Source organism: Streptomyces sp. GL_141 (assembly GCF_057834385.1).
The window spans coordinates 8,005,088-8,023,512 of record NZ_CM174402.1 but is presented as its reverse complement, the minus strand read 5'-3'; the positions used below and the strand labels follow the sequence as shown (position 1 = coordinate 8,023,512).

General features: G+C 73.0%; 13 protein-coding genes. 12 read left to right on the top strand and 1 reads right to left on the bottom strand.

Going from position 1 to position 18,425, the window contains the following annotated elements; translation table 11 throughout:
• Positions 1–226: 226 nt before the first annotated feature.
• The 7 genes from AC3IX6_RS35775 to AC3IX6_RS35745 all read left to right on the top strand — a co-directional run bounded on the left by AC3IX6_RS35775 (position 227) and on the right by AC3IX6_RS35745 (position 12,212).
• Positions 227–1,972: a VanW family protein gene (locus AC3IX6_RS35775; protein WP_489367431.1), complete on the top strand. Its 1,746-nt coding sequence runs from the start codon at positions 227–229 to the stop codon at positions 1,970–1,972.
• Positions 1,973–2,077: 105 nt separating this feature from the next.
• Positions 2,078–2,578 carry a hypothetical protein gene (locus tag AC3IX6_RS35770; protein ID WP_489367430.1) on the top strand — a complete coding sequence of 167 codons (501 nt, stop codon included), beginning with the start codon at positions 2,078–2,080 and terminating at the stop codon, positions 2,576–2,578.
• A 292-nt stretch (positions 2,579–2,870) separates the two neighbouring features.
• Positions 2,871–3,536, top strand: coding sequence for an NAD(P)-dependent oxidoreductase (locus AC3IX6_RS35765; protein ID WP_489367428.1), 666 nt, complete (start codon positions 2,871–2,873; stop codon positions 3,534–3,536).
• Positions 3,537–3,618: 82 nt separating this feature from the next.
• Positions 3,619–5,550, top strand: a complete 1,932-nt coding sequence (locus AC3IX6_RS35760) for an RNA ligase family protein (protein WP_489367427.1) — start codon at positions 3,619–3,621, stop codon at positions 5,548–5,550.
• Positions 5,550–8,486, top strand: coding sequence for a poly(A) polymerase (locus tag AC3IX6_RS35755; RefSeq protein ID WP_489367426.1), 2,937 nt, complete (start codon positions 5,550–5,552; stop codon positions 8,484–8,486). Before AC3IX6_RS35760 ends, AC3IX6_RS35755 begins: the two co-directional genes overlap by 1 nt.
• 325 nt (positions 8,487–8,811) lie before the next feature.
• Positions 8,812–11,004 carry a discoidin domain-containing protein gene (locus AC3IX6_RS35750; protein WP_489367425.1) on the top strand — a complete coding sequence of 731 codons (2,193 nt, stop codon included), beginning with the start codon at positions 8,812–8,814 and terminating at the stop codon, positions 11,002–11,004.
• 134 nt (positions 11,005–11,138) lie between these two features.
• Positions 11,139–12,212, top strand: coding sequence for a DUF1996 domain-containing protein (locus AC3IX6_RS35745; RefSeq protein ID WP_489367424.1), 1,074 nt, complete (start codon positions 11,139–11,141; stop codon positions 12,210–12,212).
• A 223-nt stretch (positions 12,213–12,435) separates the two neighbouring features.
• Here the strand turns inward: AC3IX6_RS35745 and AC3IX6_RS35740 are convergent, their stop codons facing one another.
• Positions 12,436–13,353, bottom strand: a complete 918-nt coding sequence (locus tag AC3IX6_RS35740; protein WP_489371659.1) for an NADP-dependent oxidoreductase — start codon at positions 13,351–13,353, stop codon at positions 12,436–12,438.
• A gap of 268 nt (positions 13,354–13,621) precedes the next feature.
• Here AC3IX6_RS35740 and AC3IX6_RS35735 point away from each other — a divergent pair, with 268 nt between their 5' ends.
• The 5 genes from AC3IX6_RS35735 to AC3IX6_RS35715 all read left to right on the top strand — a co-directional run bounded on the left by AC3IX6_RS35735 (position 13,622) and on the right by AC3IX6_RS35715 (position 18,414).
• Positions 13,622–14,962 (top strand): ROK family transcriptional regulator, encoded by a 1,341-nt coding sequence (locus AC3IX6_RS35735; protein ID WP_489367423.1) that lies wholly within the window; start codon positions 13,622–13,624, stop codon positions 14,960–14,962.
• 93 nt (positions 14,963–15,055) lie between these two features.
• Entirely contained in the window at positions 15,056–15,571 is a 516-nt protein-coding gene (locus AC3IX6_RS35730) for a putative immunity protein (RefSeq protein ID WP_489367421.1), read from the top strand.
• A 196-nt stretch (positions 15,572–15,767) separates the two neighbouring features.
• On the top strand, positions 15,768–16,334 hold the full coding sequence (locus AC3IX6_RS35725) for a MepB family protein (RefSeq protein WP_489367419.1): 567 nt from the start codon (positions 15,768–15,770) through the stop codon (positions 16,332–16,334).
• 335 nt (positions 16,335–16,669) lie between these two features.
• Positions 16,670–17,353, top strand: coding sequence for a restriction endonuclease (locus AC3IX6_RS35720; protein ID WP_489367418.1), 684 nt, complete (start codon positions 16,670–16,672; stop codon positions 17,351–17,353).
• Between the two features lie 674 nt (positions 17,354–18,027).
• Complete coding sequence (locus AC3IX6_RS35715) at positions 18,028–18,414, top strand: DUF4352 domain-containing protein (RefSeq protein WP_489367417.1); 387 nt, start codon at positions 18,028–18,030, stop codon at positions 18,412–18,414.
• Positions 18,415–18,425: the final 11 nt, after the last annotated feature.

Sequence of the window (18,425 nt, the reverse complement as noted above, 5' to 3'; positions counted from 1 at the left end):
TCGCGGCCACCGCGCGGGCCTCGCCGGGACGTTCCGCACGGGTGGACCCGCCGGCTGTGCAACAGCGCGGACGGCCCCCGGGTTACGGAGATCAACACATTCCCCTTTGCCACCCCTATACCTCCTTATTACCTGGTTACACGGATCTTGCTACGTTCCCGGGGCGAACTGGCGGCATGAAAACCGCCGGTCCGACCACGTCACCGGCCCGAGGAGAGACCGACACATGCGACGCGCACCCCGTACGGGCACCCCGGCGGCCACCGGCAAGCGGTGGACCGTCCCGGGCGTGGCCGGTGTGGCCGGCGGCGTCGCGGTCCTCGGCTTCGGTGGGCTGTACGCCGCGGGCCTGCTGCTGGCGGGCGACGACATAGCCGCCGGCACGAAGGTGCGCGGCGTCGACATAGGCGGGATGAGCCGCGCCGAGGCCCGGCAGACCCTGAACCGTGCGCTCGGCCCGTCCGCCGCGGCCCCGGTGGCCCTGAAGATCGGGGAGCGGACCGAGCAGGCCCAGCCGGCCACGCTCGGCCTGTCCCTGGACACCGGCGCCACCGCCGACCGGGCGGCCCGCTCCGGTTCCGACCCCGTCAGCGTGATCGGCCGGCTGTTCTCCTCCGGTGATCCCGCGGTGGAGCCCGTGGTCCGGCTCGACGAGAAGGCGGCCCGCTCCGCCCTGGACGGGCTCGGCGCGAAGACCCGTCAGGAGGCCAAGGAGGGCTCGGTCTCCTTCGAGAAGGGCAAGGCCAAGGCGGTGGCCCCGGTCACCGGTACCGAGCTCGACGTCGACGGTTCCCTCGGCGTGCTCCGCTCGTCCTACACCCGGCCGGCGGACGGACAGCCCGTCGTGCTGCCCGTACGGACCACGGAGCCCCGCATCGGGCAGCAGGAGACGGAGCGGGCGCTGAAGGAGTTCGCCGAACCCGCGGTGTCCGCGCCCGTCACCCTGACCGTGCAGGGCAAGCGCATACCCGTCGGCCCTGCCGTCCTCGCCAAGCACCTCACCCTCAAGGACGACGGTCAGGGCCGCCTCGCGCCGGGCCTCGACGCCAAGGCCCTGCTCGCCGACCCGGAGCTGGCCGGTCCGCTGCGGCAGGCCACCGCGGGACCCGTCGAGGCGAAGCTGCGTACCGATTCCGCCGGCGCGGTCTCCGTCGCCGAGGAGGGCCGGGCCGGCCGCCGGGTCGCCGAGGAGGGCCTGTCCGCAGCCGTACTGCCCCTGCTGACGCGGGCGGGCGCGGCGGAGCGTACCGGCGAGGTCGCCACGGAGGAGGTCCGGCCGAAGCTCACCAAGGACACGATCGGGCAGCTGGGCATCAAGGAGGAGGTGTCCTCCTTCACGGTCGACTTCGAGAAGGCCCCGTACCGGACGACGAACATCGGGCGGGCCGCCGAGCTGATCAACGGCTCGCTCGTGCTGCCCGACGAGACGTGGAGCTTCAACCGCCGCGTCGGCGAACGCACGAAGGAGAACGGTTTCGTCGACGGCCTGATCATCAACAACGGCCAGTACGAGAAGGCCTCCGGCGGCGGCGTTTCGGCCGTGGCCACCACGGTCTTCAACGCGATGTTCTTCTCCGGCATCAAGCCCGTCGAGTACGGTGCGCACTCCTTCTACATCGAGCGCTACCCGGAGGGCCGCGAGGCCACCGTGGCGTGGGGCAGCCTGGACCTGCGCTTCGCCAACGACTCGGGCAAGGCCCTCTACATCCAGGCCGAGGCGACCGACACGTCGGTCACCATCACCTTCCTGGGGACGAAGCAGTACGACGAGATCCGCGCGGCCAAGGGCCCGCGGACGAACGTCAAGCCGCCCGCCACCCGCACGGACACCGGCCCGAAGTGCGAGCCGCAGTCCCCGCTGGAGGGCTTCGACGTCGCCGTCGACCGGGTGTTCGTGAAGGGCGGCCAAGAGGTCAAGCGGGAGACGATGAAGACCCGTTACACGCCGAGGGACAGCGTGACCTGCGGCTGAGGCCCGCTGTCGGGGAGTCGGGACCACCCGTGCGGGTGAGCGCGTGCGGGTGAGCGGGCGCCCGTCGGGCAGGGTGGGCGGATGGAGTCGCGCCGGGGACCGTGGATGCCCCTGATCATTGTCGCGCTGGCCGTCGCGGCCGGGTGTGTGACCGGATGTGTGACCGTGGGTCCGGCCGGGCCGGGGGCCGTTCCGGCGCCCGGGATCGGAGCACGGCCCGCGCCGACGGAGGTCCGGACGGGCCTGCCGGGACCGGCGGCCGAGGCCTGGCCGCTGGGGGCGCTGCCGGAGGTCGCGCAGGATGCGGGCCCGGACGCGGACGCGGATGCGGAGGGCGGCGCCTCGGCTCCCGTGCCGGGGGCGGCGGTTGCTCCGCGGCCGGCCGTGCCCGCGGCGCCCGCCGCCCGGGCGCGGAGCCGGGTGAAGCCCGCCGCCCCGCGGCGCCGGCCGGAGCGGCCCCGGCGGGTCGCGCCGAAGAAGCCCGCGGCGCCCGCCGCGAAGCCCCGGGGCAGCCGGCCCGCGCCGAACCGTACGTACGACATGGCGCCGCTGTGCGCGGCGGCCCGGGGGACGGTGGACCCGGCCATCGTCGCGCTGTGCCGCTGACGGCGGTCTCACCGGGCGCGCCGTCACTGGCCGGGCTGCCCTTGACCGTTCTGCGACGGACCGTTCTGCCACGGACCGCGCCGTCACTGGCGGCGGCGTCACTGACGGCACCGTCACTGACGGCACCGTCACTGGCGGCGGCGTCACTGACGGCACCGTCGCTGACGGCACCGTCGCTGACCTCGCCATCACTGACCGCGTGGCGCTGCCGGGTGCGGGAGGCGGGATTCGCTTGGATGGGCCCGGCGGACCCCGACCGGGGCCCCTCCAGCCTCCACCTCCAGGAGTGGCCATGGCCAAGATCGCTCTCTTCGGCGCGACCGGCATGATCGGATCCCGGGTGCTGCACGAAGCACTCGGCCGCGGACACGAGGTCACGGCCGTCGTACGCGATCCCGCGCACTTCGCCGAGTCCGAAGTCAGTTCCGCGGACGTCGCCGTCGTACGCGGCGACGTCCTCGACCCCGCGTCCGTGAGCCGGGCGGCGGCCGGGCAGGACGTGGTGGTCAGCGCGTACGGTCCGGGCTCCGGGGATCCCGGCACGCTCGTCGGCGCGGCGAAGGCACTGATCGGCGGCGTACAGGCCCTCGGCGAGGACGGGCCCCGGCCGCGCGTGGTCACCGTCGGCGGGGCGGGCTCCCTGCGCACCCCCGGCGGGCCGATGGTCTGGGACCAGGCGGGGATCCCGGCGCCGGTGCTCGCCGTCATGCACGCCCACGGGGACGCCCTCGACTTCCTGCGGACCGTTCCGGTGGACGAAGTCCACTGGACCAACCTCAGCCCGGCCGCCACGATCGAGCCGGGCACCCGGACGGGCACCTACCGGCTGGGGGCCGACGAGCTGGTCGTGGACGATCACGGGAGCAGCCAGATCTCCGTGGAGGACTTCGCGGTGGCGCTGCTGGACGAGATCGAGCGCGACGCGCACGCGGGCAAGCGGTTCACCATCGGGTACTGAGCCGCCGATATTCGCTGGTCCGGGCGGGTGCCGCCTCCCTAGAGTGACCGGGGCACCAGCCTCGGCCCGCAGGGAGCGGATCATGCGTACGCACTACCCCCGGACCCCGCACCTGCCCTGGTCTCCGGGTGCCACGTCCGACGATGTGCGGACCACCGGACCCAGCATGCTGGCCGGGCTCGCCGGGCGCGAGGTCGTGGTCACCGAGAAGCTCGACGGCGAGAACACCACCCTGTACGCCGACGGCCTGCACGCACGCTCGCTCGACTCGGGCCACCATCCGTCGCGGGCCTGGGTGAAGGGCCTGCAGAGCCGTATCGGCCCGGGGATCCCGGCCGGTTGGCGGGTGTGCGGGGAGAACGTCTACGCCCGGCACTCGCTCGCGTACGAGGAACTCGACGCGTGGTTCTACGGGTTCTCGGTGTGGGACGGCGACCGTTGCCTGGACTGGGACCGGACGGTGCTCTTCCTGCGCGGTCTCGGCGTCCCGGGACCGCGTGTCCTGTGGCGCGGGGTCTTCGACGAGCGGGCCCTGCGCCGGCTCCGGCTCGACACGGCGCGGCAGGAGGGGTACGTCGTCCGCACCGCGGCCGGCTTCGACCGGGCCGACTTCGGGCGGTGCGTGGCCAAATGGGTGCGGGGCGGGCACGTGCAGACGGACACGCACTGGATGTACGCCCAGGTCGTGCCGAACGGGCTCGGTCCGGCGGCCGCCCTCTGGGACGCCCGGTCGGGCGCGGATCCCGATGCGGCCGGGCTGCTCCGCACGGTGTTCGCGGACACGGCGGTCGAGGCGGCGGGAGTCGGGGAGCTGGTCGCCGAAGTGGCGGACCGCATCGACGGGCTGAGCGTGCGCAGGTCCGGCGAGGAGCGGCTGGCCGGGATCCTGGCTGCGGCCCTGCACGGCGTACCGCGGGCCGTGCTCGCGTCGCGGCTGGCGGCGGGGCCGCTCGGGATGGCCACCGCACGGCGGGTCGCGGACCTGGTCGGGCTCTACCCGGCGCTGCGCAAGCCCTTCCCCTACCCGGACACGGAACGGCGGGCGGGGCTCGTACGGATGGCGGAGGCGGCCGATCTGGGCGTACTGCACGCGCTGGCCGGGGCGCTCCCCGGAGCCGGTGCGGACGGCGGGCGGGGCGACGGGGCCGGCGCGTGCGTCGAGTGGTCCGCACTGCACGCCGAGGAGGCGGGGCTGCTCGGACCCGCACCCCTGGAGCCCCTGCGGGACGGGCTGCGCGAGGCCCTCGCCGGAGCCGGCACAGGTGACGGGGACGGGGACGGAGACGGACGCGGCGGCGGGATCCGCGGTGACGCCGCCGACCGGTGCTGGGCCGAAGCGCGCCATGCCTACGGGCAGGGCAAGCTGACCGGCGCCGAGGAGGCCGTCGCGGCGACCTGGCGGTGGCGGGACGGCGCTTCCTTCCCCCGGCTCGTGCAGCTCTGCGGACCCTCGGGCAGCGGGAAGAGCACCTACGCCCGGAACCTGCCCGGGGTGGAGGCGTACATCAGCCTCGACGACCTGCGCGGCGCCCGGGGTTCCCGCGCGGACCAGCGGGACAACGCGGACGTGCTCCGCGAGGGCCTCGACCGGCTGGACTCCGCACTGGCCTCGGCCGCGCGACGAGGGGGCACGGTGGTGTGGGACGCGACCTCCCTCACGGCCCAGCAGCGCGGGCTGGCCGGGGCGGTCGCCCGGCGGCGTGACGCCCTCGTCACGCACGCCGTGCTGCTGGTCGGGGAGGCGGAGCTGACGCGCCGCAACTCCACGCGCGCGCACCCGGTGCCGGAGCAGGTGCTGACCGCGCAGCTGCGCCGGTTCGCTCCGCCGTATCCCGGTGAGGCGCACCGCACGTGGTACATCGGGGCGGACGGAACCGTCGAGGACACGGCGGGCACGATCGGTGCGCCGCCTTCCCCTACGACGGCCCTTGCGGCGGCGCGTACGACTGCCCGTACGGCGACCCCTACGACTGCCCGCACGGCGGCCCGTACGGCGAGCCGCGAGGAGGGCTGATGCGTACCAGCGAGGAGCTCTACCACCAGGTCCGCTGGGACCCCCGTTTCGATCCCGCCCGGTTCACGCTGGGACTGCTGCAGCGCGGAGCCGCGCCGAAGCGGGTCCCCCTGCCCTCCTTCGTGCCCGGGGGCGACATCCCCTGGCACCGGGTGCTGTTCGTGGAGGCCGACGGCGAGCTGGTGTGGGACCGGGCGACGGGCGTCGACATCATCGACAGCACCGTGGCCGGACGGGTCCGCGACCCGAGGCTGCTGCGGGCGCCGTTCTTCACGGCGCGAACCCCGTACGCGTGGGACGCGTCCGGCGGCGGCGCGTGGCGGGCCGCGCCCGAGGCCGCGACCGGCACTCAACGCCCTTCTCAGATACGCCTGTTGACGTGGAACACGCTCTGGGACCGGTACGACGCCCCGCGCATCGCCACCGCACGGCGCAGGCCGCTGCTGCTGGCCGACCTGGCGAAGGCCGACGCCGATGTGATCGCGCTCCAGGAGGTGGAGCGCGAACTGCTCGGCATGCTGCTCGCCGAGCCGTGGGTCCAGGCCGGCTACACGGTCGCCGCGGACCCGGGCGGCCGGGACGTGGCGGAGAGCGGGCTGCTGGTGCTGAGCCGACTTCCGGTGCGGGAGGCGGGCGTTCACGTACTGGGTCCGCACAAGGCGGTCGTCGCCGTGACCGTGGACACCGCGGGCGGACCCCTGGTGGTCGCCGCCACGCATCTCACGAGCGACCACACGGAGCGGGGCGAGGACCGGCGCACGGCCGAACTGGCCCGGCTTTCGGAAGGGTTGGCCGGCATCGAGGCGGCCGACGTCGTCCTGCTCGGCGACTTCAACGACGGCCGGTCGGGAGCCGAGGGGCCGGCGGCGGCACTGGGACTCCGGGACGCGTGGACCGAGGTGCACGGGCCGCAGGACGGGACCGCGACCTTCGACCCCGTCGCCAATCCGCTCGCGGCCGTGGGGTCGTTGACGGGACGGGCCGCTCGGCTGGACCGGATCCTGCTGCGGTCGGCGGGGGTTCGCGTGGCGGAGGCCGCGCTGCGCGGTGACTCCCCGGCAGCGGACGGACTGTTCATCTCCGACCACTACGGGGTCGAGGCCACCCTGGACCTCGACCCGGCTGCCGACGGGGGCGACGGCGGCGTGGGGTCCGGGCGCGCGGTACTGGACGTCCAGGCCACCGCGCGGACGGCGGTGGCCTGGCTGGCGCCGGCGGACGAGGCCGTGGAGGCGGTGCGGCGCGCACACGACCCGCAGGCGGAGCGCTGGCCCGCGCACGTGAACCTGCTCTTCGGCTTCGTACCGGAGTCCTCCTTCGAGGCGGCGCTGCCCCTGCTCGCCGAAGCGGCCGCGGAAACGGCGGCGTTCACGGCGCGCCTGGAGGGCGTGTACGGCTTCGGCCCGACCGTGTGGCTGGACCCGGCCGCGGCCGGTGACGCGCCGTGGCAGGAGCTCCGGCGGGCCCTGGCGGCCCGCTTCCCCGGCTGCCCGGGCCGGGCCGAGGGGTTCACGCCCCACCTGACGCTGGGACGCAGCCCCGATCCCCGGCGCGCGGAACGCGAGTTCGCGGCCCGCCTCGGCGCCGGCCGCTCGGCCCGCGTGGCCTCCCTCGCCGTACTGTCGCGGCGCGGGGACGGCCCGATGGAGATCCGTGCCACGGTAGAACTCGGCACCGGAAAGACCCACTGGACCCCCGAACCGGCCCCCGGGGCCGAGGCCGGGACCGGTTCCGAGGCCGGAGCAGGAGCCGGAGCACGAGCCGGAGCCGGAGCCGGAGCACGAGTTGGATCCGGATCCGGTACGGAGTCCGCATCGGAGGCCGACGCCGCGGCCCTCACCGCGCGGATCGCCGGGGCGCTCCCCGAAGGGGCCGTGTACGTGGCCGGCTCGCGCCGGATGGGGTGTGCGGTGCCGGGCTCCGATCTGGACCTGGTCGTGTCCCTGCCCGGCGCCGTCGACTTGGCGGGAGTGCGGGCGCGGGTCGCGTCGGCCCTCCCCGAGGCGGAGCGGCTGCGCGCGGTGACCGGCGCCCGGGTACCGGGCCTGCGGCTCGGCGTCGCCGGGCTGGACGTGGACCTCGTGGTGGTCGCCACCGGGGCGGTGCCGCCGGACCGGGCCGTCGCCCGGCGGGCGGAGCTGGGCGAGGCCGCGGCGGTGGCGCTGAGTGCGGTGAGCGACGCCGAGGCGGTACGGGACTTCGCGGGCCCGGAGCACGCGGCGTTCGCCCGGCTGGCGCGCGAGGTCAAGTCCTGGGCCCGGTCGCGTGGTCTGGACTCGGCGCCCTTCGGCGGCCTGCCGGGACTGGCCTGGTCGGTGCTGTCCGCCCACACGGTCCCCTCCGCCCCCGACCTCTCCCCCGGCCCCCTCCTCCGCACCTTCTTCGCCACCTGGGCCGCCTGGGACTGGCGCACCCCCGTGAGCCTGGCCCCGGCGCAGCGGGAGGAAGGCCCTGGCGGCGAGGACCCCGTCACCGTGCTGACCCCCTCCGCCCCGGTCCGTAGCTGCACCGCCCAAGTCACCCCAGCGATCGCCGACTTGCTGACGCGGGAGCTGTTCGCCACGTGGGAGGCGCTGGAGTCGAGCCCCACCGCGCGGCCCGCCGCCGCCGCCGCGCCCCCGCACCGCCGGCACGCCGCCTGGGCCGTGGTCACCGTGACGGGTTCCCGGCCCCGCGACTTCGAGGACAGCCTGGGCCGCACCCGCGGCCGGCTGCGCGCCCTGCTCGGCGCCCTCGCGGAGACGGGGTGCGCGGACGCCCACGCCTGGCCCCGGCCCTTCGAGCGGACCCCGAGCCTGGCCCGCTTCGCGATCGGCCTCGGCCACACGCCGCCGGACGCGAACACCCTGGCGGCCCTGGCCGCACCCTGGTCGGCGACGCTCCCCGGCACCCAGGTGACCTGGGCGGAGTGCGGCACCGTCCCCGACCTTCCCTGACGACAACTAACGAACGCATGGCGGCTCGGCGCGGCCCATCCGGGCCCATTCTCCGAACGTGTCGAAGTTCCCGCCCGAGCGCTCCGCCCCGCCGTAGCGGGCACGGCGAGACGGAGCGGTCAGAGCCTCAGTAGAGTCGGGCAAAGTTTTTTCGTCAATACTTTTCACAAGGATTGAAGAAACTCCAAGTTCACAGGCCTGATGCGTGTTTGACACGTCATTTGATCTTCAGTTCATGAACGCTCAAACCCTTGACGGCCCCGGCGCCGGGCAGTTCACTCACGCTTCGATCCCCCCGGATCCACAACGTCAGGAGTAGCCCCGCATGCCCCTCCTCTCCGCCCACCCACCCCACCCGGCGGCGCGCCGCGTCTCGCGGCCGTCCCGGCTGACCGTGGCCTCCCTCGCGGCCGCCCTGGTCGCGGCCCTCCTCGTGCTCCTGCCGGGCACCGCGGCGACCGCCGCGCCCACGCTCCTCTCCCAGGGCAAGCCCGCCACCGCCTCCTCCTCCGAGGGCGCCGGCACCCCCGCCTCCGCGGCCGTCGACGGCAACAATGGGACCCGCTGGTCGAGCCAGTTCGCCGATCCGCAGTGGATACAGGTCGACCTCGGCGCGGCCGCCCAGCTGAGCCAGGTCGTCCTGCGCTGGGAGACCGCCGCCGCGAAGGCGTACCGCGTCGAGCTGTCCACGGACGGCGCCAACTGGTCCACGGCCTACTCCACGACCAACGGCACGGGCGGCGTGCAGACCCACGACATCACCGGCACCGCCCGCTACGTCCGCGTCCACGGCACCCAGCGGACCACCGGATACGGCTACTCCCTCTGGGAGTTCCAGGTCTACGGAACCACCGGGGGCACCGGCCCGCAGCTGCCCGGCGGCGGCGACCTCGGCCCCAACGTGATCGTCTTCGACCCGTCCACGCCGAACATCCAGGCCAAGCTGGACGAGGTCTTCGCCCAGCAGGAGTCGGCGCAGTTCGGCTCCGGGCGCTACCAGTTCCTCTTCAAGCCGGGCACCTACAACGGCCTCAACGCCCAGATCGGCTTCTACACCTCGATCTCCGGCCTCGGGCTGAGCCCGGACGACACCACCATCAACGGCGACGTGACCGTGGACGCGGGCTGGTTCGGCGGCAACGCCACGCAGAACTTCTGGCGTTCGGCCGAGAACCTCGCGCTCAACCCGGTCAACGGCACCGACCGCTGGGCCGTCTCCCAGGCCGCGCCGTTCCGCCGGATGCACGTCAAGGGCGGCCTCAACCTCGCCCCGTCCGGCTATGGTTGGTCCTCGGGCGGCTTCATCGCCGACTCGAAGATCGACGGCCAGGTCGGCAACTACTCGCAGCAGCAGTGGTACACCCGTGACAGCTCCATCGGCGGCTGGTCCAACGGCGTCTGGAACCAGGTCTTCTCCGGCACCCAGGGCGCGCCCGCGCAGAGCTTCCCGGAGCCGCGCTACACCACCCTCGACACCACCCCGGTCTCCCGAGAGAAGCCGTTCCTCCACCTGGACGGCTCCGAGTACAAGGTGTTCGTCCCGGCCAAGCGCACCAACGCCCGCGGCACTTCCTGGGGCAACGGCGCGCCGCAGGGCTCTTCGATCCCGCTGAGCCAGTTCTACGTGGTCAAGCCCGGCACCAGCGCCGCGACGATGAACCAGGCCCTGACCCAGGGCCTGCACCTGCTCTTCACCCCGGGCGTCTACCACGTCGACCAGACCCTCCAGGTCAACCGTGCGGACACGGTCGTCCTGGGCCTCGGCCTCGCCACCATCATCCCGGACAACGGGGTGACGGCGATGAAGGTCGGCGACGTCGACGGGGTCAAGCTCGCCGGTTTCCTGGTCGACGCGGGGCAGGTCAACTCGCCCACTCTGCTGGAGGTCGGCCCGGCCGGCACCACCACGGACCACGCGGCGAACCCGACCACCGTCCAGGACGTGTTCATCCGCGTCGGCGGCGCGGGCGCGGGCAAGGCCACGGTCGGCATGGTGATCAACAACCACGACACGATCGTCGACCACACCTGGATCTGGCGCGCCGACCACGGCGACGGCGTGGGCTGGGAGACCAACCGCTCCGACTACGGGTTCCGGGTCAACGGCGACGACGTGCTGGCCACCGGCCTGTTCGTCGAGCACTTCAACAAGTACGACGTGGAGTGGAACGGCGAGCGCGGCCGCACCATCTTCTTCCAGAACGAGAAGGCGTACGACGCCCCCAACCAGGCCGCGATCCAGAACGGTTCGGTCAAGGGATACGCCGCCTACAAGGTCGCGGACTCGGTCAACACCCACGAGGGCTGGGGCCTGGGCAGCTACTGCTACTACAACGTCGATCCGACGATCCGTCAGGACCACGGCTTCCAGGTGCCGGTGAAGCCCGGCGTGAAGTTCCACGACATCCTCGTGGTCTCGCTCGGCGGCAACGGCCAGTACGAGCACGTCATCAACAACACGGGCCCGCCGACCTCGGGCACCTCGACCATCCCCTCCACCGTCGTCTCCTTCCCCTGATCAACCCCTGACGCCCGGCACGCGGGGCGGCCACCGGCCGCCCCGCGTTTTCCGGGGCAACCGAGAGAGCGCTCTCCCAACCCCGCGCCCCCTCTCCCCCCTCCCCTCCATCCAAAAGAGGAGCTGAACGAACGATGCATCTCCGACCGCGGACCCTGTCCGCCCTCCTGGTCTCGGCGGCCATCGCCGTGACCGCGGCCGCCGGACTCGGCGCCACCACGCTCACCGCACAGGCCTCGCCCGATTCCGGGGCCGTCCACATGAACATGGACCACTCCGCCGTGGCGGCGGTCGCCGGGGGCGACGACCCCGACGGCGACGGCTACATCCCGGCCGTTCCGCAGGTCACCGGCGTGACCCCGTCCTGGAACAACCCGCCGGACCGCTACTTCCACGAGTTCCAGGCCAACTGCTCGGTCACCAAGACCGCACCCGACGACCCGATCGTGTACGCGGGCCGGCCCGGCGCCTCGCACGACCACACCTTCATGGGCAACACCGGTACGGACGGCAACAGCACCACCGCCTCCCTGAGCGCCGGCAGCACGGCCTGCACCGCACTGGGCGACCTGTCCGGCTACTGGATGCCGACGCTCCTCAACGGCAGCCAGAAGATCCTGCCCGCCGGCCCCCAGGTCATCTACTACAAGACCGGGGTCACCGACTACACGAGCGTGCGCCCCTTCCCCAAGGGCCTGCGCTTCCTCGTCGGCAGCCCGACGCAGACCGCGGCCGAGTTCCGCGCCCACAAGGGCTGGGTCGAGGGCTGGGAGTGCGGTGACAGCTTCAAGAACACCGAGTTCCCGGCCAACTGCCCCGCCGGAACCCAGCTCAACATCCGCATGCAGTCGCCCAGTTGCTGGGACGGCAAGAACCTCGACGTCCCGGACCACAAGGCGCACATGGCCTACCCGGTGACGAAGCCCGGCAACAACGACAACGTCTGCCCCACCTCGCACCCGGTCGCGGTCCCGATGGTCGAGTTCAAGATGGCCTTCCCGGTCAGCGGGGACATGTCCCAGGTCAGGCTGTCCAGCGGGTCCGGCCACTCCTTCCACTACGACTTCTTCAACGCGTGGGACGAGCGCACCCTGAACGCCATGGTCGAGCACTGCATCAAGGGCGGGCTGCAGTGCAACAACCGCGGCTACGACCAGTTCCACCCGGAGGCCGGCACCGTGCTGGGCCCCGACGGCCGCCTCCCGTAGGGGCGCCTGCTCCAGGGGCTCCAGGCGGATCCGGGGGCAACGGGGCACCGGCTACGGCTACTCCCCGCTCCGCTTCGGCGTCTACGCCTGATCCCCGGCACGACGCTCCCGTACGCTCCGCGCGCCGCCCGAAACCAACCCGGGCGGCGCGCGGTCGCACATTCGGAAGCCCAGCGGCGCCTACGACACGCGCGATGACTGCGCGGCACCTGCGCTGCCGGGGTCAGACCTCCAGGACGATCTTCCCGGCGGCGTGTCCCTCCCGGCTGAGTTCGAAGGCGGCGGCCAGTTCCGCGAGCGGGAAGGTCTCGGCGACGGTGACGGTGAGCTGCCCGGCGTCGGCCAGCCGGCCCAGCTCGGCGAGGTCGGCGCCGGCGGGCCGTACCCACATCCACTGGCCGCCGGCGCCGAGCACGGTGTGGTCGGCGATGGAGGCGTGCCGGCCGCCTTCGGCCAGTACCGCCAGGGTGGTGTCGAGGACTCCCCCGACGAAGTCGGCGACGACGGTGACCCCGTCGGGCGCGAGGGCGCGGACCCGCTCCGCGAGGCCGTCACCGTACTCGACGGGTTCGCAGCCCAGCTCGCGCAGCCGGTCGTGGTTGCGCGCGGAGGCGGTGCCGATGACGCGGGCCCCGAGCGCCCGGGCGATCTGCACGCCCAGGGACCCGACGCCGCCCGCGGCTCCGTGCACCAGGACGGTGTCCTCCTTGCCGGTGTCCAGGCGCGTCAGCAGCTGGTACGCGGTGAGGCCGGCCAGCGGCAGCCCCGCGGCCTGCTGCCAGGTCAGGGAGGCGGGCTTGGGCGCGAGGGCCCGTACGGGCACGGTGACGAACTCGGCGAAGGTTCCGCCGTGGACGTAGTCCTTGCGGGCGTAGGCGACGACCTCGTCGCCGGTGGTGAACTCGGGGGTGTCGATGCCCACGTACTCGACCGTCCCGGCCACGTCCCAGCCGGGGACGACGGGGTACACGACGTCCATCAGGCCGTCGAGACCGCCCGACATGATCTTCCAGTCGACGGGGTTGACGGAGGCGCACCGGACGCGGACGAGGACCTCGCCGGGTCCGACCTTGGGTACCGGGATCCGGGTCTCGGAGAGCACCTCCACTCCGCCGTACGTGTCGTACGTCATCGCCCGCATGGTGCCCTCTTGGTCCTCGGACATACCTCTCGCCTCTCCGTGAGCCGTTCACCTGCCCCCGCCCACCATCCCACCACGAAGAGCCGCGCCCACCCCGGGAGGAGGGCCGGGCGCGGCGCGGCGGCGCGGCTGCGCGCGAAGGGGTCGCGGTTCGGGCCCTTTCTGCGGGGCCGATTAATTCAGGGCGTGAATTAAGTGGCGGCGAAGGATCGCGCCCGGAGGTTCCGCACGGTATGTTGCGATCGATGTCAGGGGCGGAAGGAGTCATATGACAACGGGGCGCAGTGGACGTACGGTGCGGGACCTGCGAACGGGCAACCGCAGCGCCGTGCTGCAGCAGTTGTACTTCGGAGGGCCCCTGAGCCGGCAGGAACTGGGACCCGCGACCGGGCTGAGCTCGGGATCCGTCAGCAACGTGGTCGGCGAACTCGTGGCGGACGGACTGCTGGAGGAGGCCGGCGTCGTCGACTCGGACGGCGGCCGCCCGCGTACGCTGCTGCGCGTGGCGCCCGGCAGTGCGCACATGATCGGCATCGACGTCGGCGAAACCCGGGTCAGGGTCGAGCTGTTCGACCTGACCCTCACCGAACTGGCGCGCACCGAGCTGCCGTTGCAGCCGCGCGGCTGCTACGACGTCGGCCCGATCGTCGACCACGTACGGAGCGGGATCGCCACCGTCCTGGAGCGGGCCGGGGTCGGGGCGGACCGGCTCCTGGGGGTCGGCATCGGCGTACCCGGCATCGTCGAGCGCGACGCGCCGGGCGGAACCGTCGTCCACGGGCAGACCATCGGCTGGGACGCCGTCCCGCTGGAGGCGCTGCTGCGCGCGACGGGAGCCGTACCGCCCGAGGTCCCGTACATCATCGACAACGGGGCCCGCACGCTCGGCCAGGCGGAGATGTGGTTCGGCGCGGGACGCGGGGCCCGGGACGCGGTGGTCGTGCTCTTCGGCTCCGGCGTCGGAGCGAGCCTGATCACCGACGGCTCCCCGGACGGCGCCGGCACCGGGAGCGCGCCGCTGGAGTGGGGCCACCTCACGGTGCAGGTCCGCGGGCGGCGCTGCCGCTGCGGGGCGCTGGGCTGCCTGGAGGCGTACACGGGGGCGGAATCGCTCCTGGCGCGGTGGGCGGAGCGGGGCGGCGGGGACCCGGCGGCCGAGAACCCGGCGGCCGGGGACGCGATCGGCGGCGACGAGGAGGATGCCCTGGCCGCACTGCTGGCGGCGGCCGGCGGCGGGGACAAGGTCGCGCTGGACCTCCTCGAGGAGACCGCGGAGTACCTGGGTGCGGGCCTGTCGGACGTGATCAACCTCTTCCAGCCGGAGCGGATCCTGATCGGCGGCTGGGCGGGCCTGATGCTGGGCCCGCACATCCTCCCGGCGGTACGGGACCACGCGATGCGCTACTCACTGCGCCATCCGGCCGCCCGGGTCACCATCGACATGGGCTCCCTGGGCCCGGACGCGGTCACGGTGGGCGCGGCCACCCTCCCGCTGGCCGCCTTCTTCGCCACGGGCGGCCGGCGCACGCCGCCGGAGCCCGCGGCGGAGGCTCCGGGCTGGCAGACCTCGCTCCAGACCCGAGGCGGCTCACCGGCCGTCGGGGGGTAGCGGGCAAGGCGGAGGGGATACGGGGCGCTCAGCGCCCTTCCCCGGCGCTACTCTGACTGCCCCACCCGGCCGAAGAGCGGAGCGGAGCGCCCCATGATCCTCCCGAAGATCCGGGACCCCCGATTCGTGACGATCCGCCGGGGCGGGACCCTCACCGACCCGGACCATCACCTCCTCGCCCTGTGGGCGGCATCCTGCGCGGAACACGTGCTCGGCCTGTTCGAGTCGGCTCGACCCGAGGACCCGCGGCCGCGCCAGGCGATCGAGCACGCCCGCGCGTGGGTGCGCGGCGAGGTCACGATGACCGCATCACGCGCGGCGGGCGGCCATGCGATGGGCGCGGCCAGAGACCTGCGCGGGGCAGCCCGCCACGCGGCGTACGCCGCGGGCCAGGCCGGCGCCGTCGCCCACGTCGCAGCGCACGAACTCGGCGCGGCCGCCTACGCGATCAAGGCCGCACGCGCCGCAGCGCCGGAGGGCGAGGCCGAGGCGGCGGGACGCCGGGAGTGCCGGTGGCAGCGCGCCCAGCTCCCGGAGTCGATCCGCGAACTCGTCCTCGACGACCAGCGCCTGCGCAACGCCATCTGCTGGTCCGCCTTCGACTGCTGAGCGCCCTCCGCAGGGACACCACGATCCCGTTCCACCTCACGACCAGCGACACCTACACCGAGACGGCTCACACCTGACCGAGCCCGCCCTCCCCGGCCTCGCCGCACGCTGACGCCGGGGGGTACCGGTACCTGCCCCTGATCCTGATCCTGATCCTGCGACGACCCGGTCCAAGCACCCGTGACAGGGTGAACGAATGCCGACGACCCGCAAGCACGCCTCGCACCTCTCCCCCGTCCTCGCACCGTGGTCGGACACCACCCAGGCCCACGGCGATCTCCTTGCGTCGAAGGAACTTGTCTACGACCCCTGCGGGTTCACCTGCTCTCAGCCCGTCCCCGAAGCGGAGAGTGCCGAGTACGCCGCCCACGCGTTCACCCTGGACGGACTCGCCATCCGGTTCCGTGCCGCCAAGACGACCCCCACCAAGGCCGGCCAATTCGTCACCGTCTGGAAGAGGTCCCCGGCCGGGCCCATCGAGCCCTTCGCCGCGACGGACCCCATCGACCTGTTCGTCATCAGCAGTCGCGTCGATCACCACTTCGGCCAGTTCGTCTTCCCCATGGAGGCGCTCCTCCGGCACGGTGTCGTGTCGGCGGACGGCTCCGCCGGGAAACGGGGCTTCCGCGTCTACCCACCCTGGGTTCACGTCACCAACCGGCAAGCCGGCAGGGCACAGGCGTGGCAACTGGACCACTTCCTGCACGTGCACCAGGAAGAGCCCGTCGACGCGGCCCGCGCCGAGAAGCTCTACCACCCGTAGGACAGTGCCTTCGAACGCGTAGCCCGCCCTATTCGGCCATCGCACCGTATTGCCGCCAATCCCCGGCAATCCAGTCACCTCGTCGCTGACCTCCCGCTACACAGGAAGCCAGGGGTCGTCGTCCGCTGCCCCGGTTCTGACAGGGGGGCTGTGATCATCGTGCTGGCGCTGGGCACCATGCTCGCCCCCACCGACCTGAGCCAGGGCATCGCCGGCCGGCTTCCTCGGCCAGCTCGTCAACGGTGTCTCCCAGGCGTGCCAGTGACCTCGGCCGACTCCCTTCGCGCACGGCTGACGCAGCCTACGGCGGACTCCTCGCCCGCCCGGAGGGGCCGGTGAGTGCGCGGCGGCGTCCGGTACGGCGTTCCAGGCGGCGGAAGAACCAGCACAGGGAACACATACTCCTGGCTGCCTTCGCGGCCACGGTCGTACTCAGCCTGGCGGCCGCGGCACTGCGTCGGCTGGCCGAGCATCCCTGGGTCGTGGTCCTCACCGTCCTGGCAGCGGCCGGGGCGGGCGGGGCCTGGATGTGGCGTCGCAAGGAAGCAGCCCGCTGGGAACAGGTTCGCGCGCAGGGCCTTCGCTACGCGGTGGAGCAGCTGGACCGTCTGCACCACACGCAGTTCGAGTTCGCGGTGCGCGATCTCATGCACCGGGACGGATGCGCGGACGCCCAGCAGGTCGGCGGCCGCGGCGACAACGGAGCGGACGTGAAGGCGACCGATCCGTACGGGCGGCGCTGGGTCATCCAGTGCAAACACCGCAAGGCGGGCTGGTCCGGGAAGCCCGTCGGCACCCCCGATCTCCACGTCCTCAACGGCACCGGTCGCCAGGTCCACAACGGCGACGTCCTGGTCATGCTGACCAACGGCCGGATCACGAGCAATGCCGTGGACTTCGCCAAGGACCAGCGCCTGCACCTGGTGGACCGCAGGATGCTCGCCGAGTGGGCCGCCGGCTCCCGCCCCCTGTGGGACCTGCTGCGCGCAATACCTCCGCCTCAGCGCCGGTCACCCTAGGGGGCTGCGGCCTGCCCGCGATGTGTGCCCGGCGCTGTCAGCGGGCGGGTCTACCTTGCCGTTCCGCAGGACGTGGTGGCGGTCCAACGGGGCTTGCGCGCACTTGGGGCATTCCGCGCCCGGGCGCGCCCACGTACCGCAGTCGTGACAGCGGGCCAACCCGCGGATAGGGGGCGCAGGTCACACTCCATCAGGACGGGCCGGCCGCATCCCCCGCACTCCCCTGGGGGGCGCGCCCCGGCACACGTGGGTGATGCCGGTGGCCAAGCTGCGAGTGTCACAGTTCGGATACCGCCCCCCATGCGCACCCATGTGCCCATACGGTGACCTGATTCGCACCAGTCCTGTGGGGGTTCCGCATGTCCAACCAGTTCCCGCCGTCCGGTCAGCAACCTGGCCAGCAGCCCCCGCCCGGATATGGGTACCCGCAGCCCGGACCGCCTCAGCAGCCGGGATACGGGTACCCGCAGTCCGGCCCGCCTCAGCAGCCGGGCTGGGGTTACCCGCCCCCTCCCCAGCAGCCCCAGAAGAGCAGCGTCGGAAAGATCGTCGGGTTCTCATGCCTCGGCATCGTCGGCCTCGTCGTGGTTCTCGGCATAGTCGGGGCGCTACTCGGAGGCGAGAGCAGCCCGAAGGCATCGAAGGGGGCCGCCTCCGGGGCGCCGGCCCCGGTCGTGTCATCCGCGCCGGCGAAGGCTCCGGACGCCGCGCCGTCGGCTCAGCCGGAGAAGAAGTCCGCGGTCGTCGTGGTCGCGAAGAACACGAAGTTCGAGAAGAGCATCCTCGCGGACAGCAGCAACTACACGAGCCTGTCGGTGACGGTCACCAACAACAGCTCGAAGGCGATCAACGTGAACCCGCTGTACTTCACGATCACGGATACCAACGGCACCAAGCATGTGGCCGAACTCGCCGCCGATGAGAACCAGATCGACACCGTCGAGCTGGCGCCGGGCGAGAACATCACCGGCACGATCACCGGCAAGGGCGTTTTCACGGCGAAGACGGTGACGTACACCGACGGACTGATCGGGGACAGCGTCCGCGCCAACGTGTCCTGACCCCTCCGCCT

Bases quoted from the DNA above. Each gene is read 5' to 3' on its own strand.
- AC3IX6_RS35775 (WP_489367431.1), top strand. From the start codon at position 227: ATGCGACGCGCACCCCGTACGGGCACCCCGGCGGCCACCGGCAAGCGG.
- AC3IX6_RS35770 (WP_489367430.1), top strand. From the start codon at position 2,078: ATGCCCCTGATCATTGTCGCGCTGGCCGTCGCGGCCGGGTGTGTGACC.
- AC3IX6_RS35765 (WP_489367428.1), top strand. From the start codon at position 2,871: ATGGCCAAGATCGCTCTCTTCGGCGCGACCGGCATGATCGGATCCCGG.
- AC3IX6_RS35760 (WP_489367427.1), top strand. From the start codon at position 3,619: ATGCGTACGCACTACCCCCGGACCCCGCACCTGCCCTGGTCTCCGGGT.
- AC3IX6_RS35755 (WP_489367426.1), top strand. From the start codon at position 5,550: ATGCGTACCAGCGAGGAGCTCTACCACCAGGTCCGCTGGGACCCCCGT.
- AC3IX6_RS35750 (WP_489367425.1), top strand. From the start codon at position 8,812: ATGCCCCTCCTCTCCGCCCACCCACCCCACCCGGCGGCGCGCCGCGTC.
- AC3IX6_RS35745 (WP_489367424.1), top strand. From the start codon at position 11,139: ATGCATCTCCGACCGCGGACCCTGTCCGCCCTCCTGGTCTCGGCGGCC.
- AC3IX6_RS35740 (WP_489371659.1), bottom strand. From the start codon at position 13,353: ATGCGGGCGATGACGTACGACACGTACGGCGGAGTGGAGGTGCTCTCC.
- AC3IX6_RS35735 (WP_489367423.1), top strand. From the start codon at position 13,622: ATGACAACGGGGCGCAGTGGACGTACGGTGCGGGACCTGCGAACGGGC.
- AC3IX6_RS35730 (WP_489367421.1), top strand. From the start codon at position 15,056: ATGATCCTCCCGAAGATCCGGGACCCCCGATTCGTGACGATCCGCCGG.
- AC3IX6_RS35725 (WP_489367419.1), top strand. From the start codon at position 15,768: ATGCCGACGACCCGCAAGCACGCCTCGCACCTCTCCCCCGTCCTCGCA.